Here is a 25,033-nt window from a genome sequence, read left to right on the forward strand (position 1 = left end):
GTGAAAATTCGATTGATTTTCTGATTTTATTTTATGACAATCGTTTGACAGTTTTTTCTCTTTTTTAACATAAAAGACTTGCTTTTTTAACCGAAAACGGTTACTATTAAAAGTGATAAGATTTTTGGAGGAATGAATGAATGGAATGGACAACTGAGCGTCGTTACAGACTTTATCAAGATTGGACGCAAGAAGAAATTCAACATATAGAAGAAAATATGGCACAATCTCCATGGCATACTCATTACCATGTTGAGCCAAAAACAGGACTTCTCAACGACCCAAATGGCTTTTCTTACTTTGATGGAAAGTGGATTGTTTTTTATCAGAACTTTCCTTTTGGTGCAGCCCACGGTTTGAAATCTTGGGTGCAATTGGAAAGTGAGGACTTGGTTCACTTCACAGAAACCGGAGTCAAAGTTTTGCCTGATACTCCATTAGACAGCCACGGTGCCTACTCTGGTTCTGCCATGCAGTTTGGCGATAACTTGTTCCTATTTTATACGGGAAATGTTCGTGATGAAAACTGGATCCGTCACCCATATCAGATTGGGGCTTTGATGGATAAAGAAGGCAAGATTACCAAGATTGACGAAATCTTGATTGACCAGCCAGCTGATTCTACTGACCACTTCCGCGATCCGCAAATTTTCAACTTCAAAGGTCAATACTATGCTATCGTCGGTGGACAGGACTTGGAGAAAAAAGGCTTCGTCCGTCTCTACAAGGCTGTAGATAATGACTATACAAACTGGCAAGAGGTGGGTGACCTTGACTTTGCTAACGACCGTACTGCCTACATGATGGAATGCCCAAATCTTGTCTTTGTCGGGGAGCAACCTGTCCTTCTCTACTGCCCACAAGGTTTAGATAAGAAAGTTCTAGACTACGATAATATCTATCCAAATATGTATAAGATTGGGGCTTCCTTTGACCCTGAAAATGCCAAAATGGTAGATGTGTCTAAACTTCAAAACATGGACTATGGTTTCGAAGCCTATGCAACTCAAGCCTTCAACTCTCCTGATGGGCGTGCTCTAGCAGTTAGCTGGCTTGGTTTACCAGATGTTTCTTATCCATCTGACCGTTTTGACCACCAAGGAACCTTCTCTTTGGTCAAAGAACTCACTATCAAAGACGGTAAACTCTACCAATACCCAGTCTCAGCGATCAAGGACCTTCGTGCGTCTGAAGAAGCCTTCTCAAACCGTGCTCAAACAAAGAACACCTATGAACTTGAACTCAACTTGGAAGCCAATAGCCAGAGCGAGATTGTCTTACTAGCTGATCAAGAAGGCAAGGGACTTGCAATCAACTTTGACCTTGTAAATGGTCAAGTGACAGTGGATCGTAGCCAGGCTGGTGAACAGTACGCTCAAGAATTTGGGACAACGCGTTCTTGTCCAATCGATAACCAGGCTACTACTGCTACAATTTTCATCGATAACTCTGTCTTTGAAATTTTCATCAATAAAGGAGAAAAAGTATTTTCTGGTCGTGTCTTCCCACATGCAGGCCAAAATGGTATCCTGATCAAATCTGGAAACCCAACTGGAACTTACTATGAATTAGATTATGGTCGCAAAACTAACTGATGTCGCAAAACTTGCAGGTGTCAGCCCTACTACCGTTTCTAGGGTTATCAATAAAAAAGGCTATCTCTCTGAGAAAACCATTCAAAAGGTAAATGAAGCCATGCGAGAATTGGGCTATAAGCCCAACAACCTGGCTCGTAGTCTGCAAGGAAAATCAGCTAAGTTAATCGGCTTGATTTTCCCAAATATTTCCAATGTTTTCTATGCAGAATTGATTGATAAGTTGGAACACCAACTCTTTAAGAATGGTTACAAGACCATCATATGTAACAGCGAGCACGATTCTGAAAAGGAACGGGAGTACATCGAAATGCTGGAGGCCAATCAGGTCGACGGTATCATTTCTGGTAGTCATAACTTGGGAATCGAAGACTACAATCGTGTGACCGCACCGATTATTTCCTTTGACCGAAACTTATCACCAGACATCCCTGTCGTTTCCTCTGACAACTATGCTGGCGGGGTCCTTGCTGCCCAGACCTTGGTTAAGACAGGCGCCCAGTCTATCATCATGATTACAGGAAATGACAATTCTAATTCGCCAACTGGACTGCGCCACGCTGGTTTTGCATCCGTACTCCCAAAAGCTCCTATTATCAATGTTTCCAGTGACTTTTCTCCTGTCAGAAAAGAAATGGAAATCAAGAATATCTTGACCCGACAAAAGCCTGATGCCATCTTTGCTTCGGATGATTTGACTGCCATTCTGGTCATTAAAATTGCTCAAGAACTGGGAATCTCTGTCCCAGAAGATCTCAAAGTCATCGGCTATGATGGGACTTACTTTATCGAGAATTACTACCCTCATTTAACAACGATTAAGCAACCTATGCAAGAGATTGCTCAACTCACCGTTGACCTCCTATTACAAAAGATCGAAGGCAAGGAAGTCGCAACAACCGGTTACTTCTTACCAGTCACCCTATTACCAGGAAAAAGTATTTGATACTCAATGAAAATCTCTTCAAACCACTTCAGCGTCGCCTTACCGTAGATATGGTTACTGACTTCGTCAGTTCTATCCACAACCTCAAAACAGTGTTTTGAGCTGGCTTCGTCAGTCTTATCTACAACCTCAAAGCAGTGCTTTGAGCAGCTTGCGGCTAGCTTCCTAGTTTGCTCTTTGATTTTCATTGAGTATAAGCACAAGAAAACTCAGACCGATCCGTCTGAGTTTTTTATGATCTTAAATTTTCTAGGTAGCGCTGGGCTATCTCTAGGTTAAAGGTTTTATCTGCGATGAGGCGCTCGACTAGGGGAGCAACCTCGGATTCACTAGCACCTGCTAGGAGAGCCAAGGATTTGGCCTGCAATTTCATGTGACCTTGCTGAATTCCTGTACTCACCAAGGCTTTGAGGGCCGCAAAGTTTTGGGCGAGACCGATAGACACGATAATCTGAGCTAATTCTTTAGCAGAAGGATTTCCTAGTAATTCATGACTGAGGGCTACACGAGGGTTGAGGCCGATAGAGCCGCCTTTGGTCGCTACAGGCATGGGCAGGGTCACCTCACCGACCAATTCTTCTCTTTCAAGGTCCAGTGTCCATTGACTAAGACCTTGATAGTGTCCTTCTCTACTAGCAAAGGCATGGGCTCCTGCCTCAATAGCACGCCAGTCATTACCAGTTGCAATCAAAACGGCATCAATACCATTAAAAATCCCTTTATTGTGGGTAGCTGCTCGATAAGGATCAGCTTGCGCAAATTGGCTCGCCAAAGCAATTTTCTCTGCAATTTCTCGTCCTTGATCCTTTTGACGGCTCAAATAGCGAAAGGCGATGCGACAACTTGCAGTAACCAAAGAATCGGTCGCGTAGTTAGACAGAATACCCATGAGACTCTGTCCCTGACTGAGTTCTTCTACGACTGGCTTCAAGGCTTCCAGCATGGTATTGAGCATATTTGCTCCCATGGCTTCCTGCGTATCGACATGGAGATAAACAACGAGGAAGTCTGTTTCGCCTTTAATCTGCTCTACATGCAAATCACGCGCCCCGCCTCCGCGTTTAACGATAGAAGGATAGGCTTGATTAGCAAGTTCTAAGAGTTCTGCTTTCTTGCTGGTGATCTTCTCCTGCGCTTGTTCAGGATCAGCAACTTGATAAAGAGCTACCTGACCAATCATCTGACGCTCATGGACTTGTGCAGTAAAACCGCCTGCACGCTTGATGATTTTACTTGCATAGCTGGCCGCAGCAACCACTGACGGCTCTTCCGTCACATAGGGAATTGTGTATTCCTGACCATTGACAAGAACCTCTGGAACCAGCGAATAAGGCAGAGAAAAAGTTCCTACTACATTCTCACTCAGCTGGTCTGCGACAGTCACACTAATTTGTTCATCCTGCTCCAAACTAGCTTGTCTCTCAGGACTAAGGAGCGCCTGAGCTTGTAACAGCTCGAGGCGCTCTTGGTATGATTTTTTAGAAAATCCATTCCAACTTATCTTCATTATTTTTCAACCTTGCTATAACGGCGTTGGTGGTCCACAATTTCAACCAAGGCAAACTCTTGATTTTCATAACCAGCAAACTGGGCAGAGTTTGTTTCATCCAAGTCCACTTCCTCAAAGAAGACTTTTTCATAGTCAGCTACGGATAGGGCAGTTCGTTGGTTGAGCTTGTTCAAGCGGTCTTTATCCAGATAAGCTTCATATCCTTCAACCAATTCACCACTGAAGAACTCAGCAACAGCACCACTTCCGTAACTATAAAGGGCAATTTTATCCCCAGCCTTCAAGCTATCTGTATTTTCCAAGAGAGACAAGAGTCCTAGGAAGAGGGAACCTGTATAGATATTCCCCACTTTTTGACTGTAGAGAATAGACTGGTCAAAATGCTTTTGCAAGAGGTCTTTTTTCTCTTGGGGCAGGCTCTTATCCATGATTTTTTTCAAGCCTTTTAGTGCTAATTTCGGATAAGGCAAATGGAAGCATACAGCCGCAAAATCATCCAAAGTAAGCTGGTAGCGTTTTTGGTATTCAAGCCAAGTTGTTTTCAAACTATCCAAATATTGTTGGGTAGAATAAACACCATTCACATAAGGGGTTGTTGAGTAATTTGGACGCCAAAAATCCATGATGTCACGAGTCTGAGCTACATTGTCATTATTAAAGGCCATAATGCGTGGATTTTGTGTAATCAACATTGCCACACTTCCGGCACCCTGAGTTGGTTCTCCCGGAGTTTCAATACCATATTTGGCAATATCACTGGCAATAACCAAAACTTTGGACTCTGGAGAATTTTCCACATGCAATTTGGCATAATGAAGGGCAGCTGTCGCTCCATAGCAGGCTTCTTTAATCTCGAAACTACGAGCAAAGGGCTGGATACCCAGCAAGCCATGCACAAAGACGGCCGCAGCCTTACTCTGGTCAATTCCTGACTCGGTAGCCACAATGACCATGTCAATTTCTGCTCTCTCTTGCTCAGTTAAAATAGAGTCACTTGCACCGGCCGCCAAGGTCACGATGTCCTCAGTTAGGGGAGCAATACTCAATTCCTTGAGCAAGAGTCCTTTGCTTAATTTTTCAGGGTCAATTCCCCTCGCTTCTGCTAAGTCTTGTAATTTCAAGACATATTGACTGGTTGCAAAACCAATCTTATCAATACCGATTGTCATATTTACCTCTGTTTTATCATTCATGTAAAAAATCGTTCTATACTATTTTATCACAAATGGCAGTAAAAGAGAGAAAAAAGACTTGATTCACCAAATCAAGTCTCTTGTTAGTCTAACGATTTTGCTGTTTTCGTAAGTAGGAATACAGTCTGAGAATCACTGTTCCGCTAGCCATTCCAATGGAAATTACCAAAGCCAACATGACAACTAAGGTTGCACTAGCAATGGCGTGACTGTAATCACCTGTCACAAAAAAGGCAGTTGTCCGATAAGAAAGGTATCCCGGAACCAGGGGTGCCAAAATGGCCAAGATAAAGACCACAGCAGGGGTCTTGTAAAGAATACTTAAAATCTGACTAACACAAGAACCGATAATGGCGGCAATGAAGGTAGCTACAATAACATTGGTTGGTTCCTTAAGCAAGAGATAAATTAGCCAGACAGCCATGCCCAAAATCCCTCCTGGTAAGAGCATAGACCGCTGAACATTGAGTACGATTAAAAAAGTGATGATAGCAAGAAGACTTGCTACTGCTTGTAGTAAAAAGGTTGTTAGTGTCATATTAGTTCATCAATACCAAGGCGACAGAAGTTCCTGCACCTAAAGCAAGGGTAATGAGCAGAGATTCAAACATCTTACTCATACCAGAGTTTATGTGGTTGGTCATAATATCCCGAACCGCATTGGTCAAGGCAATACCTGGTACAAAAGGCATGACCGCACCGGCTATAATCAAATCTGCCGTTGAAGGAAATCCTGTATAGCGAGCCCAAAACTGGGCAATCATCCCAAAGACGAAGGCCCCAGCAAAGGCTGTCACAAAAGGAATTCGGATAAACTTCTCCACATAGAGGGAAAAGGCAAAACCAAATAAGGTGGCCACTCCTGCCCCAAGTGCGTCGTAGATATTTCCACTAAACATAATTGAAAAGAAAGGAGCACTAAAGGTCGCAGCTAAAGTTACCTGCAACTTAGTATAAGGAAGGGGCTGGGCTTGCAAGGCCTTCAATTGCTTGAAGGCTGTCTCTAAATCAAGATTTCCTCCTACCAACTGACGAGAAATCTGGTTCACATCACAGACTTTTTCAATATTATAAGAAGAGGAAGTCACGCGTTTCATTCGCGAAATATTGGTATTTTCAATGGAGAAAAAGATAGCGGCAGGCATGGCAAGGACATTGCAATCCACAATCCCCTGCGAATGCGCGATTCGAATCATGGTATCTTCTACACGATGGATTTCTGAACCACTTTTAAGGAGAATGGTCCCCGCTAGCATAATCACATCGATGACGGCATTTAATTCTCTTGATTCTTCCATGCTTGCCTCCTTTTATCAACTCCCTCTATTCTATCACAAATCCGGACTCAAAAAAAATCTTTGCCATGAAATCATGACAAAGATTCGTTTAATCACGAGAATTTTCGTGGTTGCCTTCACTACTTGATTGAGTCGTAGCAGGTGCATTCCCTCGTTGATTTCCTTGTTGGTTCCCCTGACTTGGTGTTGTAGTAGAACCTTGGTTTCCACGTTGAGCTGGTGCTGATGATGACGTTGACGGCGGTGTTTTTGGTTTATAGATTGAAATCTTGACACGCGTCTTAGTCAAATCAACCTTTTCACCCGCTTTTGGACTCTGTTCAACGACTGTACCCTCAGCAGTTCCATCAGGAGCTGTCGACACTTCTACAACTTCAATATTGGCTTCTTTAATACCGACAATTTGAACGAGATTGTTTTTAGTAAATTCAAGACTAGATCCTATATAACTTGGCATGGCAACGCTGGTTACTTTCTTAGCAACGGTTAGGGTAATCGTTGAGGCCTTGCTCAAATCATAGGTTGTTCCGGCAGCTGGACTCTGTCTGAGAACAGTTCCTGCTTCACTCTCACTTGATTCTTCTTCCTCAATCTTGATGAGATTTTCAGGAACCTTCTTCTGCTTGAGTTCTGCGATAACATCTGTCGATTTACGGCCAATATAGTTACTCAATTGGAAGGATTGCTTGCCTGATGAGACAACCAAATTGATTTTCGAACCTTCTTTTCGAGTCTTTCCAGCTTCAGGATCTGTACGGATAATCCGCCCTTCTTCCACCTTTTCACTAGCCTCTGATTTCTCCTCGCCAATCTCAAAATTGGCTTTCTTGAGCGTTTCCTTGGCCTCCGCAACTGTCTGACCTGCCACATCTGGAATGGTAATGGTTGCAGGAGTTCTGGATAATATCCAAACAAGAGAAGCTGCCACCAATACAATGCTGGCCAACAAAATCATATAACGAACTCTAAATTTCCGTTTCTTAACAGGCTTGCTTGCGTAATTGTCTTCTGAAGCCTGCTGACTCGGCTTCGCAGTCTGTGGCTTCGGACTTTGTGTTTGCACCTTAGGAATCGAGGTCAAGGTACTCTGGGATACCTTTGGTAGAGTCTTGGTGTCTGCCTTAGTAGTATCATTAAATACCAGTTTAGGCTCATTTCGACGATTGTAAGACAAACTACTAGACAAGTCCACATACATCTCTGCAACTGACTGATAACGATCTGTCAATTTCTTGGCAGTTGCCTTGATAACAACATTCTCCAAAGCCTGAGGCACAGACGGATTTTCATCAATAACTGACGGCAGTGGTTTCTGGAAATGCTGAAGGGCAATAGTCACCGCACTATCCCCATCATAAGGGATATGGCCTGTCAGCATCTCATAGAAAATAATCCCCATGGCATAGATATCACTCTGTACAGTCGCCTTCGAACCACGCGCCTGCTCTGGTGACAAGTAATGAACCGAACCCAGCATAGAGTTAGTCTGGGTCAGACTCGTCTCTGCAAAGGCGACCGCAATCCCAAAGTCTGTGACCTTGGCAGTCCCATCTGGTGTCAAGAGGATATTTTGCGGTTTCAAGTCCCTGTGAACAATTCCTCTGGTATGGGCCAAACGCATAGCCAATAGGATTTGTCCCATGATACGGACGGCTTCTTCATTAGAAAGAGGATAGTGTTCCTTGATATAGCGTTTAAGGTCCAGTCCAGCAACATACTCCATTGCAAGATACTGTTGACCGTCTTCCTCACCAATATCTGTTATCCGAACGATATGAGGATGGTCTAGATCTGCCATAGCTCTCGCTTCACGCTGAAAACGAGCTACAGCTATCGGGTCCGTCTGGTAGTTGGTCCTCAGGACCTTCACTGCCACTTCTTCTCCGTCTAGAATTAAATCCTTGGCCAAATAGACATCTGCCATGCCTCCTCGGCCAATCTGTTTCACAATCCGATAGCGTCCGGCAAAAATCTTGCCGATTTGGATCATTCTGCATCCTCCTCGTTCATAGAAACAAGGGCAACCGTAATGTTGTCTAAACCTCCTGCATTGTTAGCAAAACGCACGAGCGTCGCTGTTTTATCTGCCAAAGGAATATCACTGGTTACAATATCACAAATCTCACTGCCTGAAATCATGTTAGTCAAACCATCACTATTGAGCAAGAGATAGTCACCTGGCTCAAGGGTAATCATTCCAAAATCAGGTTGAACTTCATCTTTTTGACCGATAGATTGAGTAATAATATTTTTCTGTGGATGGCTAGCAGCTTCTTCTGGTGTCAATTGACCTGCCTTAAGCAATTCATTGACCAAAGAATGGTCACTCGTTAACTGGTGGTATTCTTCCCCACGAATCAAACCGATACGAGAATCTCCAATATGAGCATAGATAGCCTGATTGCCAATAATAGCAACAGCTTCTAGAGTTGTTCCCATTCCTTTATAGGCATCATCTTGTCCGAGTTGATGAATCTTTTGATTTTCAATTTCTAGGTAATTGGCGAACCATTCACGCACTTCATTGACTGTATCGATCTGGGTATCGACCCAAGCTATACCTAGGTCTGTTACCGCCATTTCACTAGCGATATTCCCTGCGCGATGACCTCCCATCCCATCAGCTAAAATAATCATGGTACGCCCAGCTCTATTGACATAGTGGTTGACATAGTCTTGGTTATTTGTTCGTTTCTGACCAACATCTGTTAATAATGAAATTTCCATGTGTCAGTTCCTTCCTAATCCGATATCTTGCGAAATTGACTGATGAAGAATCCATCACTTCCATACAATTCAGGTGTAATGAGGATACAGCCGTCTTTCATGATATCCTTACATTCATGTTCTAGTTTTACCTGCTCGAACTCGGGATGACTTTCTAGAAACGCCTCAACGACTTGAAAATTCTCCTCTGAGACAATAGTACAGGTACTATAAGTTATTATACCACCTTTGCGTAGTGTTTGACAAACACTACCTAATATTTCTAGCTGAATTTCCTGTAAGGACGCGAAATCTGATGTTTCTTTGTTGTATTTGATATCTGGTTTGCGACGCAGAAGACCGATTCCTGAACAGGGAGCATCCACTAAAATCTTGTCAAAGGAATTCTGACCAAAAAACTCATGCACCTTTCTGGCATCCAATTTTTGCGTTTGAACCCGTCCTGCGACCCTCAAACGTTGGGCATTTTCTTGGATTAAGTCCAACTTATGGTCATACAAGTCCAGAGCAGTAACCTGACCTGTCGTAAGATAAGAGGCTATATGGGCTGTTTTCCCACCCGGAGCCGCACAAGCATCAAGCACTCGCTCATCTCCCTGCAAATTCAAAGTTGGCGCAACCAGTTGACTAGACTCGTCTTGGATGGTTATAGCCCCTTCTGCAAACAAATCATGGCCTGCAAAGTGCCCCTGCTCCTTAACCAGACCAGAAGGAGACAAGGATGAATCACTGGCCTCCAACAAGGCTTGGATTTCCTCTTTTCGTCCTAGATCTGTTACACGAATGCTGGCCTTGTTACGCACCAAGAGACTTTCAAAAATAGCCTTCGCTCGCTCCTCTCCGTATTCTTCCTTGAGTTTGGCAACTAGCCAAACTGGGAGAGAATAGGCAAGGGAATCACGCTTGTTTTTTCGCTTGATGCTGGCAATATCTGGCCAGCCTTCACGCAGAATACGACGAAGAACAGCGTTGACTAATTTTTCACTGCCTTTTTTACGGACTTTGGCCAATTCCACTGCTTCATTGACCACAGCATGGTCTGGAATCTTATCCAAATAGCGAAGTTGGTAGGCACTCATGAGGAGCAGGACATAAAGCCAACTGTCTAACTGGTCTCTGTCCTCAATAAAGTGGGATAGGTACCATTCCAGAGTCAGTTTACGGGCTACCGTTCCATAGACCAGCTCGGTCACCAAGCCCTTGTCTGCTGCTGAAAGTTGACTTCCTTTGAGATGCTTATTTAAGGCGATATTTGAGTATGCTTGATTGATAAAAACATCCTCTAATACCGCTAGGGCTAAACTTCTAGCCGTTTCTACTTTAGTCACCAAATCGTTCTCCTACAGTTAATGTACGACCAACTCCGTTGAGGAAGGAAGCAATGTCCATCTTAGGCTTACCAGCAGGCTGAACTTGTTTGAGAGACAAAGCTCCTTGAGCCGTTGCGACAATCAATTCTTTCTTGCTAATAGAGAGAATCTCACCTGGATTTCCCTGACCTTCTACTGGTAGTGCTTCATAAATCTTAAAGCGGTCGCCCTTAAGGAAAGTATGGGCAACAGGCCAGGGGTTCATCCCACGGATTTGGTTAAAGAGTTGACGATTGCTTTTAGTCCAATCTAGTTTTTCTTCTTCTGGCTTGATATTTGGCGAGAAAGTAACCTGACTTGGATCCTGTGGTTCAGGTTTGATGTCACCAGCAATGTAGGCAGGCAAAGTATCCAAAAGCAAATCACGACCAACTAGCGCCAATTTCTCAAACAAGGTGCCGACATTGTCCTCATCCGTAATCGGAATGCTGCGACGAGAAATCATATCTCCTGCATCCATTTCCTTAACCATTTCCATAATGGTCACACCAGCTTCCTCATCATCTTGAATCAAGGCATAATGGATTGGCGCTCCACCACGATGTTTAGGAAGAAGAGAAGCATGAACATTGACCGCAAAGTCCATGCTATCAAGGAGTTTACTTGGAAGAAATTGCCCAAATGCAGCAGTCACAATTCCATCTGCTCCTAGCTGCATAATAGTTTCCATCTCTGGACTTCCAGATAGTTTTTCAGGTTGGTAGATAGGAAGTCCTGCCTCTTTGGCAGCTTGTTTAACTGGGGTTTCTTGGATAACTTTTTTACGCCCAACAGCACGGTCTGGCTGGGTTACAACAGCTAGAATTTCGTAACGATCATCTGTCAAAAGTCCTTTTAAGACTGTTGCTGAAAAGTCGGGTGTCCCCATAAAGATTAATTTTGTCATATCTTCTCCTTCTTATAAAAATTGCTGTGGCTCATGATCAATGCTGAGACGGAGCTCACTATTTTCTCGTTCTTGAGTCAAGGCCAGAACCTTATTGAGGGTCGGACCAAGCTCATCTTCTAAACGATATTTAATCAAAATCTGGTAATGATAGAGGTTGTGGGTACGGGCGATGGGTTTGGGCGTCGGCCCAAGGATATTACTGGTTTCAGACAAACCTGACCGCAAAATGTTCATAACTTCATAGGCACGTTTAACCACCTCTTCTTCTTTCTTGTGAGAAAGGGTAATACCAATGGTGAAATAGTAAGGCGGATAGCCTAGTTGTCGTCTGATTCCCATTTCATAGGCATAAAAGCCTTCGTAGTCCTGTTCCTTGGCAAATCGAATAGCATAGTGCTGCGGATTGTAAGACTGGATCAAAACCTGACCAGCTTTTTCAGCACGGCCTGCCCGGCCTGCCACCTGAGTCAAGAGCTGGAAGGTTCTCTCAGAAGAACGGAAATCAGGCAGATTCAAAGCTGTATCCGCATTGAGAACCCCGACCAAAGTCACATTGGGAAAATCCAAACCCTTGGCAATCATCTGAGTACCTAGTAAAATATCCGCTTCCCCTCGACCAAACTGGTCAAGCAGAGCTTGGTGACTACCTTTCTTGCGCGTCGTATCCACATCCATGCGCAGAATACGTGCCTGGGGAAAGAGTTCTGCTAGCTCGTCATAAGCCTTTTGAGTCCCTGTTCCATAGTAGCGAATACTGCGACTCTTACAGTTAGGACAGGCCTGAGGAATGTCCTTTAAAAAACCACAATAATGGCAATTCATTGTCTTGGTGTCCATGTGCAAGGTCAGAGAAATATCACAGTTGGGACAAGTATCCACCGTCCCACATTCCCGACACATGACAAAGCTAGAATAACCACGGCGATTGAGCATGAGAACCACCTGCTCTTTTTTAGCCAGACGGTCTTGGATGGCTTCTAGCAAAGGGGGCGTAAAGTTTGACGTCTCGTTTTGTCCGATATAGTCCCGAAAATCAATCACTTGAACCTCAGGAATGGTAGCCAAAGGATTGGCACGTTGGGTCAGACGTAAGTGTTGATAGACGCCTTTTCCAGCTCGCGCACGGCTTTCCAGACTTGGTGTCGCTGAACCAAGCACCAAAGCTGCTTGATTATACTGAGCCCGTAAAATGGCCACCTCTCTGGCATGGTAACGGGGATTGCTGTCCTGCTTATAAGTCGCTTCATGCTCCTCATCGATAATCATTACACCCAGATTTTTCAGCGGAGCAAAGATGGCGGATCTGGCACCAACAACAACTTGAGCATCGCCACGTTCTACCTTGCGCCATTCATCATACTTTTCACCATTGGACAGGCCTGAGTGGAGAATGGCCACTTTCTCACCAAAACGAGCTATAAAGCGCTCCGTCATCTGTGGAGTCAAAGAAATCTCAGGTACCAGCAAAATAGCTGTCTTGCCCTTGTCCAAGGCCCCTTGGATAATCTGCAAGTAAACCTCCGTCTTCCCACTTCCTGTAATCCCTTGAAGGAGGAAGGGAGGCTTATGACTACCAATAGCACTGACAACCTCATCACGCGCCTGTCTTTGCTCTGGATTCAATTCCAAAGGCTGACTTGCCTCAATCCCTTCAAAATAAGCAGCCGAACGTTGCACTTCCTTTTGGACTATGGTCACAGCACCTTGTTCCACAAAGAAGTTGACTTGCTCCCGCGAGTAGAACTCTAACAAACTAGCCAAGGAAGAACTCTCAGGATGAGAAAGCAAATAGTCTCTCAGTGCCAACTTTTTCTTGGCACGAGAGGAAATCTCAACATCTTCTAATTGAGCAAGATCAACCTCATACCAGGACTGGGTCTTGACCTTCTTTTGATCAATCGCCTGATATTCTAGACCAAGCAGGCCTTTTCTAGTCAAACGCATCATTTCGGCTTGTTTGGCAAGGTCTAGTGAAGAAAAGGCAAGCGAATCTTCTGAACCAAACAGACTCTCTCGATCTTCCTGACTCAGACCTTCCAAAGGATAGAGAATCTTGTCATAGCTGGAGTTCAGAAATCCTGGTAGCATAGCCTTGAGGATGGAAATTTTGTAAGAAAAGACGGACTTGCGTAACTCCTCAGCCAGCCAGAGTTGTTCTTGTGTGAGAACAGGTGAAAAATCCAACACCTCAGCGATATCTTTTAAATCTTGCTCCATCTCTTCCTCATCTGATTGGGACTCCACACCAAGAACAATCCCTTGAATCAGGCGATTTCCCTTACCAAAAGGCACATGAACCCGCATCCCAACTTCCAGCATTCCCTCAAATTCCTCAGGAATCCTGTAACTATAGGGCTGGTCTGTCTGCATCAAGGGCACATCTACGATAATCTTGGCTATGGCCATCTTCTCACCTCCTCCTTGTCCGTACATTCTTGCAATAGAAAAAATAAGATTGAGTCCCCCCAACCTTAAATTTTTTCACCATCTTCTTTTTCTTTAGCGATTTGCTCTTTAATTTTCTTTTCTTCTTCTTCTTTACGACGTTTTTCTTCTTCGATACGGCGACGCACTGCTTCACGTTTTCCTTCTGGATCTGGGTGAATGGTAACGTTTCCTGATTCGATTTCTTCTAAGGCGCGAAGAGTTGATTTTTCAGACTTGAAACCTTGAGTTGCTGGCGCACCTGCTTCCAATTCGTGGGCACGTTTTGCTTCCAAGATTACGAGTGAATATTTTGAAGGAACCTTGTCGAGCAAGGTATCAATAGAGGGTTTTAACATCATTTGCTTGTACCTATTTTCTAAATTTTATCGGGTAGTTGGAGATTTTGGTAACATCTCCTGATAGTGACCAATGACACGATCCACACGGAAGTGTTCTGCTTCAATCACACGTTTGACACGCTCAGCAGCTAGGGGCACCTGATCGTTGACAATCGCATAATCATACTCACGCATGAGGGCAATTTCTTCCTTGGCTTTTTCGATTCGTTGGGCAATCACTTCTGCACTGTCTGTTCCACGACCTACCAAACGATCTTGCAATTCATCCAAATCTGGTGGTGTCAGGAAGATAAAGACAGCATCTGGAACCTTTTTCTTGACCTGAAGAGCGCCCTGAACTTCAATTTCAAGGAAAACATCGATTCCCTTGTCCAAGGTTTCATTGACATAGGTCAGAGGAGTTCCATAGTAGTTGCCGACATATTCTGCGTATTCCAACATCTGTCCTTGACGAATCAGCTCTTCAAACTCTTCACGAGTACGGAAGAAATAGTCAACACCGTCCACTTCTCCAGGACGTTGTGCGCGTGTCGTCATCGATACAGAGTATTGAAATTGGTTTTCAGAACTCTCAAAAATCTCTCTTCTAACCGTTCCTTTTCCAACCCCTGAAGGACCAGAAAAAACGATTAGTAAGCCTCGGTCTGCCATTGTGTCTCCTTTAGTCAGTCTGTGAAAATAAAATAAGATTTCCCTTCAGATAGTAGCAATTTTCGCAAACTATCCTTCTACAGTCTTTCTATCTAGTGTAACAAAAAAGCAGTAATTTTTCAACTGCTCTTTCTTATTTATTTAGCATAATCTACTGCACGAAGCTCGCGGATCACGGTTACCTTGATATTTCCTGGGTAATCGAGATTATTTTCAATTTTCTCACGAACTTTGTGAGCCAAGATTGTGACTTTGTCGTCCTTGATTTGTCCTGGATTGACCATGATGCGAATTTCACGTCCTGCTTGAAGGGCAAAGCTAGTTTGTACTCCTTCAAAGCCATTGGCAATTTCTTCCAAATCATGAAGACGCTTGATATAGCTCTCAAGAGACTCACTACGAGCACCCGGACGGGCAGCGCTCAAGGCATCTGCTGCAGCAACAATCACTGCAATCACACTTTCAGCTTCAACATCGCCATGGTGACTAGCAATCGTATTGACCACAACTGGATGTTCCTTGTACTTACGTGCCAATTCCATACCGATTTCAACGTGGCTACCTTCAACCTCACGGTCAATAGCTTTACCAATGTCGTGAAGGAAGCCAGCACGACGGGCAAGAGCCGCATTTTCACCAAGTTCGCTCGCCATGATACCAGCCAACTTAGCAACCTCAATCGAATGGCGCAAGACATTTTGTCCATATGAAGTACGGAACTGCAAACGTCCCATAATCTTCATCAAGTCTGGATGGAGGTTCGGCGCACCGATCTCATAGGCAGCGGCCTCACCGTATTCACGGATTTTATTGTCAATCTCTTGACGGTTTTTCTCAACCAACTCTTCGATGCGAGCTGGATGAATACGACCATCCTTGAGCAACATTTCCATAGTCATACGAGCAATCTCACGACGAATCGGATCAAATCCTGACAAGGTCACCACTTCTGGCGTATCGTCGATAATGACATCAACCCCTGTCAAACTTTCAAAGGTACGAATGTTACGACCTTCACGACCAATAATGCGTCCCTTCATGGTATCATCTGGTAGATGAACCGTTGAGTTTGTTGACTCCGCTACATATTCACCAGCGATACGTTGCATGGCTTGAACCAAGATGTCCTTGGCCATTTTGTCAGAACGTTCCTTGATCTCTTGCTCAGCTTCACGAATACGACTGGCAATCTCCTTGGTCAAGTTTTCCTCTGTCTGTGCCAAGATAATATCTCGTGCTTCTGCCTGAGACAGGGCACCAATACGCTCTAACTCTGCTTCTTTTTGTCTTTCGACTTCCTCTAATTGCTCTTCACGCGCATCAAGGTTTTTCGCTCTATCAGAAATACTTTGTTCTTTTTGTTCAAGTGTTTGTTCTTTACTCGTCAAATTGTCGTCCTTACGATCGAGGCTAGTAGCTCTCTCTGTCAAACGACTTTCGATTTGTTTGAGTTCTTGACGTTCTGATTTGAATTCAGCGTCCACTTCTTCACGGTATTTTCTGGCTTCTTCTTTGGCCTCCAATAGTGCTTCTTTTTTAAGAGACTTGCTTTCACGCTTGGCTTCATTAACAAGTAAATCTGCTTCGCGTTCAGCTTGTCCACGTAAATTAGTTGCTTCTTGTTCAGCATTTAAAAGCATCAACTCTGCAGCTTCCTGAGATGATTTCATCTTGGCTGAGATGCTGACATATCCAATGACTAAACCAATGATGACGGCAAAAACAGCAATCGCAAGCGACATGATTTCCATGTTTTTACCTCATTTTATTGTTATTCCGAATGACATACATTCTTTTACATTCTACCATAAAAAAGTGATTTTCACAAACCTAAAATAGAATATGTTTTGGGGAAATTGGAGTTTAATTACCTATAATTTATTAGCGTAATCTCTATTTCTGAGAAGTTATAGCTGAGTAAAAATTATAGAAAAAGCCCACCTTTCGGTAGACTTAGTAATGATCTTTGAAAGACAAGAAAGCCACGCTATCTCCATCCATCATATAAATCAAGCGATTTTCTGAGTCAATGCGACGAGACCAGGCTCCTTGGTAGTCATACTTGAGTGGTTCTGGTTTACCAATTCCTACAAAAGGATCGCGTTGAATATCCTTGATTAGCATGTTAATTCTTTTTAACGTTTTCTTGTCTTGAGTTTGCCAGTAGCAATAATCCACCCAGGCATCCTCTGTAAACTTGAGCAACATCCATTACTCCTCAATCATATGTACCTGAGTGCTTCCAGCACGGACTTGAGCCATTCCTCGCAAAACCTTATCAGAAAGTTCTTTATTTTGAGCAATTCTCAGGGTTTCTTGAATACTATCCCACTCACTCTTTGAAAGGACTACAATGTCCTCGTCTGGATTTTTATTGACCACCGTCAAAGGCTCAAATTCATCATTTACCTTCTTCATGTAGTCTTTTAAATGATTTCGGAATGTTGAGTAAAGAACTGCTTCCATAACCATACCCCATTTTACCTCTTTTCTACTATTATACACGAAAAGAAAGAAATTGTCAGAAACTTGTACAAGATTTTCTTTTCTATCTATTTATAGTTAATGAAAATCAAAGAGCAAACTAGGAAACTAGCCGCAGGCTGTACTTGAGTACGGCAAGGCGACGTTGACGCGGTTTGAAGAGATTTTCGAAGAGTATTATTCGTAAAAATCTCAAAAAGCCTACCTTTCAGTAGACTTAGTTTGTTTCTATTCTAATCGGCACTCTGCCAAAATTCTGCTCTTCTATACTTGGATTTCCTAGTTGGTAAATCTTGTCTGCCTTTTGAGTCATGCTATCCCATGGTTCTTTGCCAATTCGGCTGACTAGACTGAGCTGCCCTTTCAGAGATTTAAGATGTTGTCTGCCTTTTTCAGTAAATCCAAGGATATGAATGGCTTCTGGCAAGTCATTTTCTCTGGCCTGCACCAAGATATAGGTCAAGAGGCGTCTGACACGCGCCTTGGTGTAACGTTTGGTCGCAACCGCCTCTACCAATTCGTCAACAGACTGAGCTGTTTTAATAGCATCCTTAATGCGCACTGCCATTTCCTGATTGACCTGATAAATAGTGGTTAGGTCTGGATTGGACAAGATTTGATAGCCGAGCATAGGAAAATAGTCTTCCCAGCTCACCCTACTAACCTGCTCAAAGAGGGCAACAGAAGGCATAAAGCGTTCTAAGAAATCTTGGTCTGACTGATGCTGACGGAGAGCTGTCGCCGAGGCGTAGTCCACATCCTTATCCACAGAATGATAGCCAGCCCCCTGACGCTGAATCGGATGCAACTTGATGTTTCGTCCCGCAACTGCCTTGGCATAAGCCAGAGCAAGGACATGATTAGGCGTATTGCCAGAAAAATCAAGCCCTGCAAATTCCTTCCACATGGCCTGGGTCTTCTGAGGATAAGAGAGGGAATCAGGCAGATTTTCCACAAATTTCTCCATCTCAGCACCTTGCTCTGTGTATAAGTCAGCAATTTTCTGGTAATCCATAGCTTCTTCTGTCCCAAAGGATAGAGTATCAATGCCCAAGCGAGCCAAGATATCCACAGCTCCTTGGCCAAAAAAATCCGCAGCCTGAACACTGACTAAAAAGGGCAATTCCACTACCAGATCCGCTCCATTTTCCAGTGCCATCTGGGCCCTTGTCCACTTATCCACAATAGCAGGCTCGCCTCTCTGCATGAAATTCCCAGACATGGCTACGATTTTCAATCCCTCAGCCTGCTCCAGCAGGTATTTGTGTCCATTATGAAAAGGATTAAACTCCGCGATAATACCTGTGATGGTCATGCTAATCTCCTACTTCTGCGCCACAAAAAACCAACGAGTACTTGTTTCTGTTGGCTCCTTGTCCTCAAAGTCCGCATAAAGTTTGAAAGACTTGAATCCAGCCTGTTCCAGCAAGACATCATAGGTCAAGATTTCATAGGTCCGCTCCTCATGCACTTCATCGTGGCGACTAAAGGAACCGTCCGCCTCCTTGATAAAGAAGGTCAACTCATGCACGATGGAGTGAGGCGCCGCATCCTCGTAGGTATCCCAGAGCATGGCGAAATCTTCCGCATTTTCATGATAGGAATAGCCTGGAAAAACTTCATCTGTCTGGTAAGTCGAATGTACATCAAAGATGAAAACTCCGTCTTCATTAAGAGCATTATACACTTCCTTAAAGACGTCCCCTACTTCCACCTCATCCTGCATGTAGCAGATCGAGTCCGAGTAACACGTGACAAAGTCGTATTGACCTGCCTTGGACAAATCCAGCATATTACCTTCTATAAAAGCAATTTTTTGCTTGGCTGAAGTCGCTCTCTTCTCCGCAATCTTCAACATATCCGCACTCAAGTCAAGTCCAGTCACATCAAAACCAGCTTGAGAAAAGCGCACAGACTGGATGCCTGTCCCACAAGCCAATTCCAAGAGTTTCTTTCTCTCCTTGGTCTTAGGCAAATGACGCAGAGAAAAATCCGTCCATTTATCATATAAATTATCGTCCATGACCGCATCATAGACCGCCGCAAAAGTTTCATAAGTTGCCATAATCATGATACCAAGAGCCTCCATGGCAAACACCACTCGCCCTTTACCTTTCTATCAATTTTTTTAAATAAGCAAATAAAACCCAGTTGACTACAACTGAGTTCATCTTCTAAGCAAGAGATTCTGAAATATCTACTGAATTTGCCTCATGCCATAGTTTTTCTAGGTTATAGTGGGCACGCATTTCTTCTGAGAAGATATGCACAACGACAGCGCCTAGGTCCAGCAAGACCCAACCTCCAGCTGCATCTCCTTCGACATGACTGCCTTTAAAGCCTGCATCGGCTACTTTTTCACGGATATTATCAGCGATAGCATCCAACTGACGGCTATTCATCGAGCTAGTGATAACAAAGTAATCCGTCACGCTAGTCAAATCTTGTACGTCAAGTGCGAGAATATCCTCCGCACGTTTCTCATCAGCCGCTTTCACGACTAGTTCTAGTAATTCTTTTTCGTTCATTTAGTCCTCTTTCAAATAGTGCACAAAGGCGTTATAGGTTTCAAGGGTTTGGGGATAGATGGGAAATCCCTGATGAGCTAGATGCTCTACGGTACGAGCTGTTTCGTAGGCCACCGCCTTATCAAGCGATAGCTCAACAATCTCACGCGCCACATCCACACCTGGAAAGGTACGATTGTGCTCGATATAGTCTGCGACGTAGATGACCTTGTCTAAGTCTGTCATCTGACCAGCACCGACTGTATGGATTTCAATGGATCGCAGGATTTCTGAATCATGCAAATCCAAATCTTCCTGAATTTTGTATATTCCGACCATACCATGCCAGACATTATTGCCCCAGTTTTTGAGGTCAGGGTCTAATTGGTAACGGTCAATCAAATCCAGAAATTCCTGATCTGATAGCTTTTTAGCATAGTCATGAAGGAGCCCTGCTAGACCTGCTTTCTCGGCATCGACTCCAAATCTCTCTGCTAGCTCTATGGCTGCACTCTCTACACCTAGACAATGGGTTAAACGTTTTTCAGGTAGAAGCTCTGCCATTTTTTCCAACAAAGCCTCACGGGAGCAGTTGATATAGTCTTGATAAGCCATCAGTAGAGCCCCTCCTTCTCGATGTAGTCTAGCACAGGCTGAGGTAGGAGAAAGTTGGGTTTCCGACCTTGGGCAAGGAAGTCACGCACCATGCTGGACGAGATATCCATGAGAGGCACATCCACCCAGATAACTGGATAGGAAGTCCCAGCCTTGTAGCGTGGACGCTGAACCCCCACAAACTGAACCATGTCAACCAGCTCATTAATTCGGTACCACTTAGGCAGATAGTCCACCATGTCGGCACCGATGATAAAGTAATAATCCGTATCTGGATTCTTCTCTGTCAAAATCTTCATGGTGTCGTAGGTATAGGAAATGCCCTTGCGCTCCAACTCAATAGTTTCAATGTCCAGACCTTCAATCCCCTCAATCGCCAATTCAAGCATCTTGAGACGATGGTGCTCAGGGATGGTTTCTTTTTTGTCCACATGAGGGGGTTGATATTCAGGCATGAGCAGAACCTGGTCCAATCCCAACTGTTGCCGGACTTGGTCCGCAACAATGAGATGGGCATTGTGAACAGGGTTAAAATTCCCCCCTAAAATCCCGACTTGTTTGCGTTTTTTCTCCTTGATTTCCGGCTCCAACTCTACCTTGGTAAAGGGAGTCAATAGTTCGATTGCCATAGGCTAGTCTCCTTTATTTCTCTGTAAAAACAGTTATTTGGAGTAGTTTTTTTAGATTTCCTTGACTTTTTTAGAAATCTTGCGATTTTCTTTCTTGCTAGATTGTTTAAACAAAATCAAGATGCGTCCGATTTTTTGGACTGTATCCACACCGATTTCTTCTTCCAAGATTTCAGCTACTTCGTGGATGTTTTCATCAGTGTTTTGCAAGAGAGTAACTTTAATCAATTCACGAGCGTCAAGAGCTTGACGAACGCTGGTTTTGATTTGGTCGTTAAGTCCATTTTTCCCAATTTGGATGATGGGTTTGAGGGTGTGTGCCTGGCTGTTGAGGAAGGCACGTTGTTTTGATGTTAATGACATAATTTTCTTCCTTGTTTTTTGATAGTTATTTTAGGTGGTGAGGGACGGTCGGAACTAATTTTCCAAAGATCTCATCTTTGAAAAATGGATTTCCTGACCTAACAATTGAGCCTTGGTCTCAATTGTGCCCCTTGCCAATCTACAGATTGGCAAGACACCACGGCAATAACTATCGCTATATGAGCTCACTTTGTTCGCTCAGCGATTTTGTTTTATATAATTGCTTTTCGTGTGACGACTGCGACGCCTTCTGGTGCCCAGACGGCGACTTTGGCGGTGCCTGTTACGCGGATCCAGCCGAGTCCTGAGATGACTAGGTCTGTCTTGTCCTTGATGTTAAATACATGCTGGACTAGTTTTGGGAAATCTTCTTTTTCCTTGCTATTTGGTGGTGTCAGAAGTGTTCCAAGGTGCTTGTCATAAAAGGCACTAGCGCCTTCTAGCTTGGTACGGTGGAGTTTGAGTTCATTATCAAAGAAGGCTGTAAATCCTTGCTTCTCACCTGCAATGAAGTCAAAGCGTCCAAGACCACCTAAAAACAGGGTTTGCTCAGGGTTAAGCTGATAGGTTTTGGGCTTGATTTCCTTTTTAGGGCTGACATACTTGAGATTTTTAGCAGTCAAGTAATGTGCCATCTGGTGACGGTGGATAATTCCCGGCGTATCGTAGATATAAGATCCGTCATCAAGCGGAATCTCAATCTTGTCCAAGGTTGTTCCTGGGAAACGCGAAGTCGTGATGACATTCTGGTCACCAGTGATTTCTTGGATAATGGCATTGATAAGAGTTGATTTTCCAACGTTGGTCACACCGACTACATAGACATCGCGGCCCTTTCGGTAGTGCTCGATTTTGTCAATGACTTCCTTGATGGCATGTTTGTTTTGTGCCGAAGTTAGGACGACATCGACTGGACGAAGACCTTCTTCGTGGGCACGTTCCATGAGCCATTGGCTAATCTTGCTCGACTTAACTGACTTGGGCAGGATATCCTTTTTATTTCCAACCAAGAGGACATCATTACCCGATACAAAACGTGGTAAGCCTGGGATGACAGAGCCATTAAAGTCAAAGATATCAATGACATTGACTACCAAGGCATCACTATCTCCCACTTCGTGCAAGAGCTTGAGGAAATCATCGTCCGTCAACTGGACATCTGTGATTTCATTGTAGTGACGGAGACGGAAACAGCGTTGGCAATAGACTTCTCCAGTCTCCAATCCTTTTTCAAGCGCTGACTGAGGAGTAAATCCAAGACCAGCCTTGTCTGTCGTCTGAATGGTTGCTCCACAACCAATACAGAGAATTTCTTCCATAGTTAAATTCCTTTTTTATATGTAATCGGTCCGTACTTTTCAGTGATTTTTCGCATGACACGACGCTCACGAGCTCGGTTAATCTGCGTTTTGATTGAGTCATGTTGGACCAAGGGTTTGACTAAAATCGAGCGAATGCCAGCACGGTGAGCTGCTCGAATATCCGTCATGAGCTGGTCACCGACCATAACCACTTCACTTTTCTCATAGTGAAATTCCTTCATGGCACAGTCAATCCCAAATGTGAAGGGTTTCAAGGCCCAATAAACGTAATCAATCCCAAACTTTTCAACTGCGCGTTGAACTCGTTTTTTGGTATTATTTGAGACCACAATGATGCGAATACCCGCGTCCCGAAGGTCATGTAGCCATTGCTTCATCTCTGGCGTCCCATCAGGGTTGTTCCAAGCAATGAGGGTATTGTCCAAATCGACCAAAACAGCCTTGATTCCCTGCGCCTGCAGGCTTGGGACTGTCAGATCATAGACTGCTTCCACAGCAAAATCTGGCATATAATTTTCAATTGCCATTCTGGCTCCTTTTCTTAACTTTTTTTCGCAATTTTCCTTAGTAATAATGACAGGATAATCCACAAACCTGCACTAGCCAAGCTGATATAGAGCCAAGCATGGGGTTCATCTGTTAAAGGGAGCGGAACATTCATTCCGAAAAAGCCTGTCACTACTGCCAAAACGGCTAGCAAGACTGAAATGATAGTCAAGGTTGTCAAATTATCATTCAGATTATTGTTTAGGATGTTGTTGTAAGATGCTGATAGTTGTTGGAGAACTTGAGAAATCAAGTCTGTCATGGACACCAGCTGATGAGCCTCAATCATGGCATCATCAAACTGTTCTCTCTCAATCTCGTTAAAACTGCGATAGAGGGCATGCCCTTGAATATGTTCCAGCAACATGCGATTTTGCTTGGCAGCCGCAGTAAGATAAACCATACCGGTCTCCAAGTCGGAAAGGGCAAAAAGGTTTTTCTTAGTCGTCCGCTGGCGCAAGAGCCCATTGACCTCGTCCTTACTCTTGTCCATCTGCTCGATGACAGGATAGTAGGCATTGCTGATGATTTCCAGACTGGCAAAGAGAAACTTGTAAATCGAAAGCGTGTCATGACTGTCCAGATAACGGGTCATCTGTTCAATGACATAGGCGTTCTTGGTATTACTAATGGTAATCAGGCGACGATGTTCCACGATAAAGGTCATGGGAAAGGCTTCGTAGTAGGCCTTATCCTTTTTCAAGTTCAAGACATTGTAGATAAAGGTCACAGTCCCATTTTCACGGTGATAATCCATGTGGGCACGCTCATTTCTATCCAGTGCGTATTCAATGGTTTCCTTGTCCAAACCGTAGATTTCAGAAAGGTCCTCTAGTTTTTTCAACTTGTCCAAATCTAGGTTAATCCAGGTACAACCATTGCCCAACTGTTTTTCTAAAAACATCTTCTCTCCTTTACCAAACTCTTTCTATTGTACCATAAATCTGCTAAAATTTCAGGCCTGGTCTGTCCGAGAGAAATTGCTGACGACGGTGATATTCCGATTGGGAACGAAGTGCAGAACCTGGTCTTCTCCTCTGAGTTGCGTTGTTCGAATGCCGACACTAACCACCTTGCCCGATACTGTAATAGGACCATTTGTCAAAACAACTTCATCTCCTACATCCAGTTGACGTTCAAAGAGGATGAAAAAGCCATTGATGACATCAGACAGAAAACCTTGGGCTCCCATCCCAATAGCCACCCCAGCAATTCCAGCCCCTGCCAGCAAACTCGAAACTGGTAAACCTAAAATCGACAAAATGCAGTAGAGCAAAAAGAAATAAAGGGTATAATTAAACACATTTTCTAACAGACGTGAGATGGTTTTCTGACGCCCGACATCGTGGCGAGACATTTTTAGAGAAGGTTTAACAATTCTCTGCACCATGGTATGGAGCAGTTTCTTAGCTATATAAAAGAGTAAAAATAAGAATAAAAGAGAAAGTAGCTTGGTTAAGATATTCTCGATAATCGTTGTTATATCAAGCTTATTGAGATAGGTTTGAATAAATTCTTGCATAGAAAACTCCTTTCATTTATTATACCATACTTTCATAAAGTGTCATTCTCCATAAATATTCAAAAATAATTTCAAAAATA

General features: G+C 43.7%; 26 protein-coding genes. 2 read left to right on the forward strand and 24 right to left on the reverse strand.

The features are described from left to right. Window positions 1-140 precede the first annotated feature (140 nt). Both AXK38_07935 and AXK38_07940 read left to right on the forward strand, forming a co-directional pair. Window positions 141-1,595 carry a sucrose-6-phosphate hydrolase gene (locus tag AXK38_07935; GenBank protein ID AMH89174.1) on the forward strand — a complete coding sequence of 485 codons (1,455 nt, stop codon included), beginning with the start codon at window positions 141-143 and terminating at the stop codon, window positions 1,593-1,595. Further along, on the forward strand, window positions 1,576-2,541 hold the full coding sequence (locus tag AXK38_07940; GenBank protein ID AMH89175.1) for a LacI family transcriptional regulator: 966 nt from the start codon (window positions 1,576-1,578) through the stop codon (window positions 2,539-2,541). Before AXK38_07935 ends, AXK38_07940 begins: the two co-directional genes overlap by 20 nt. Before the next feature lie 232 nt (window positions 2,542-2,773). Here AXK38_07940 and AXK38_07945 read toward each other — a convergent pair whose 3' ends face one another. The 24 genes from AXK38_07945 to AXK38_08060 form a co-directional block, all read right to left on the reverse strand. Continuing rightward, entirely contained in the window at window positions 2,774-4,048 is a 1,275-nt protein-coding gene (locus AXK38_07945; GenBank protein AMH89176.1) for a 3-hydroxy-3-methylglutaryl-CoA reductase, read from the reverse strand. Continuing rightward, window positions 4,048-5,220 (reverse strand): hydroxymethylglutaryl-CoA synthase, encoded by a 1,173-nt coding sequence (locus AXK38_07950; protein ID AMH89177.1) that lies wholly within the window; start codon window positions 5,218-5,220, stop codon window positions 4,048-4,050. Before AXK38_07950 ends, AXK38_07945 begins: the two co-directional genes overlap by 1 nt. Window positions 5,221-5,332: 112 nt before the next feature. After that, window positions 5,333-5,782, reverse strand: a complete 450-nt coding sequence (locus AXK38_07955) for a hypothetical protein (protein AMH89178.1) — start codon at window positions 5,780-5,782, stop codon at window positions 5,333-5,335. A 1-nt stretch (window position 5,783) separates the two neighbouring features. Continuing rightward, window positions 5,784-6,542: a hypothetical protein gene (locus tag AXK38_07960; GenBank protein ID AMH89179.1), complete on the reverse strand. Its 759-nt coding sequence runs from the start codon at window positions 6,540-6,542 to the stop codon at window positions 5,784-5,786. Window positions 6,543-6,630: 88 nt separating this feature from the next. Then, window positions 6,631-8,532 carry a serine/threonine protein kinase gene (locus AXK38_07965; GenBank protein ID AMH89180.1) on the reverse strand — a complete coding sequence of 634 codons (1,902 nt, stop codon included), beginning with the start codon at window positions 8,530-8,532 and terminating at the stop codon, window positions 6,631-6,633. Beyond that, entirely contained in the window at window positions 8,529-9,269 is a 741-nt protein-coding gene (locus tag AXK38_07970) for a protein phosphatase (protein ID AMH89181.1), read from the reverse strand. Before AXK38_07970 ends, AXK38_07965 begins: the two co-directional genes overlap by 4 nt. Before the next feature lie 14 nt (window positions 9,270-9,283). Continuing rightward, complete coding sequence (locus AXK38_07975) at window positions 9,284-10,597, reverse strand: 16S rRNA methyltransferase (protein ID AMH89671.1); 1,314 nt, start codon at window positions 10,595-10,597, stop codon at window positions 9,284-9,286. Next, a complete protein-coding gene (locus AXK38_07980; GenBank protein AMH89182.1) occupies window positions 10,590-11,525 on the reverse strand; it encodes a methionyl-tRNA formyltransferase in 936 nt (311 codons plus the stop codon). The genes AXK38_07975 and AXK38_07980 overlap by 8 nt, the downstream gene beginning before the upstream one ends. 12 nt (window positions 11,526-11,537) lie before the next feature. After that, on the reverse strand, window positions 11,538-13,934 hold the full coding sequence (locus AXK38_07985; protein AMH89183.1) for a primosomal protein N': 2,397 nt from the start codon (window positions 13,932-13,934) through the stop codon (window positions 11,538-11,540). 65 nt (window positions 13,935-13,999) lie between these two features. After that, on the reverse strand, window positions 14,000-14,314 hold the full coding sequence (locus AXK38_07990) for a DNA-directed RNA polymerase subunit omega (protein ID AMH89184.1): 315 nt from the start codon (window positions 14,312-14,314) through the stop codon (window positions 14,000-14,002). Between the two features lie 24 nt (window positions 14,315-14,338). Beyond that, window positions 14,339-14,965 (reverse strand): guanylate kinase, encoded by a 627-nt coding sequence (locus AXK38_07995; protein AMH89185.1) that lies wholly within the window; start codon window positions 14,963-14,965, stop codon window positions 14,339-14,341. Window positions 14,966-15,102: 137 nt separating this feature from the next. Then, on the reverse strand, window positions 15,103-16,716 hold the full coding sequence (locus AXK38_08000; GenBank protein ID AMH89186.1) for a ribonuclease Y: 1,614 nt from the start codon (window positions 16,714-16,716) through the stop codon (window positions 15,103-15,105). A gap of 202 nt (window positions 16,717-16,918) precedes the next feature. Further along, the gene (locus tag AXK38_08005) at window positions 16,919-17,173 is read right to left on the reverse strand and encodes a toxin YoeB (GenBank protein ID AMH89187.1); all 255 of its coding nucleotides are present in this window, start codon (window positions 17,171-17,173) and stop codon (window positions 16,919-16,921) included. Window positions 17,174-17,176: 3 nt separating this feature from the next. Beyond that, window positions 17,177-17,437, reverse strand: coding sequence for a prevent-host-death protein (locus AXK38_08010; GenBank protein AMH89188.1), 261 nt, complete (start codon window positions 17,435-17,437; stop codon window positions 17,177-17,179). A gap of 229 nt (window positions 17,438-17,666) precedes the next feature. Beyond that, entirely contained in the window at window positions 17,667-18,764 is a 1,098-nt protein-coding gene (locus AXK38_08015) for a hypothetical protein (GenBank protein AMH89189.1), read from the reverse strand. A gap of 9 nt (window positions 18,765-18,773) precedes the next feature. Then, on the reverse strand, window positions 18,774-19,514 hold the full coding sequence (locus tag AXK38_08020) for an SAM-dependent methyltransferase (GenBank protein AMH89672.1): 741 nt from the start codon (window positions 19,512-19,514) through the stop codon (window positions 18,774-18,776). Between the two features lie 109 nt (window positions 19,515-19,623). Beyond that, window positions 19,624-19,977 carry a ribosomal silencing factor RsfS gene (locus tag AXK38_08025; GenBank protein ID AMH89190.1) on the reverse strand — a complete coding sequence of 118 codons (354 nt, stop codon included), beginning with the start codon at window positions 19,975-19,977 and terminating at the stop codon, window positions 19,624-19,626. Then, window positions 19,978-20,571 (reverse strand): HAD family hydrolase, encoded by a 594-nt coding sequence (locus AXK38_08030; GenBank protein ID AMH89191.1) that lies wholly within the window; start codon window positions 20,569-20,571, stop codon window positions 19,978-19,980. It abuts the gene before it with no gap. Continuing rightward, entirely contained in the window at window positions 20,571-21,200 is a 630-nt protein-coding gene (nadD, locus tag AXK38_08035) for a nicotinic acid mononucleotide adenylyltransferase (GenBank protein ID AMH89192.1), read from the reverse strand. Before nadD ends, AXK38_08030 begins: the two co-directional genes overlap by 1 nt. 51 nt (window positions 21,201-21,251) lie before the next feature. Then, a complete protein-coding gene (locus AXK38_08040) occupies window positions 21,252-21,563 on the reverse strand; it encodes an RNA-binding protein (GenBank protein AMH89193.1) in 312 nt (103 codons plus the stop codon). A gap of 212 nt (window positions 21,564-21,775) precedes the next feature. Continuing rightward, window positions 21,776-22,882 carry a ribosome biogenesis GTPase YqeH gene (locus AXK38_08045; protein ID AMH89194.1) on the reverse strand — a complete coding sequence of 369 codons (1,107 nt, stop codon included), beginning with the start codon at window positions 22,880-22,882 and terminating at the stop codon, window positions 21,776-21,778. 2 nt (window positions 22,883-22,884) lie between these two features. After that, window positions 22,885-23,412 carry an HAD family hydrolase gene (locus AXK38_08050; GenBank protein ID AMH89195.1) on the reverse strand — a complete coding sequence of 176 codons (528 nt, stop codon included), beginning with the start codon at window positions 23,410-23,412 and terminating at the stop codon, window positions 22,885-22,887. A gap of 14 nt (window positions 23,413-23,426) precedes the next feature. After that, entirely contained in the window at window positions 23,427-24,335 is a 909-nt protein-coding gene (locus tag AXK38_08055) for a magnesium transporter (protein ID AMH89196.1), read from the reverse strand. Window positions 24,336-24,386: 51 nt separating this feature from the next. Next, complete coding sequence (locus tag AXK38_08060) at window positions 24,387-24,953, reverse strand: small conductance mechanosensitive ion channel protein (protein ID AMH89197.1); 567 nt, start codon at window positions 24,951-24,953, stop codon at window positions 24,387-24,389. Between the last annotated feature and the right edge of the window lie 80 nt (window positions 24,954-25,033).

Origin of the sequence: Streptococcus mitis (assembly GCA_001560895.1) — a bacterium.
GTDB lineage: Bacteria > Bacillota > Bacilli > Lactobacillales > Streptococcaceae > Streptococcus > Streptococcus mitis_Q.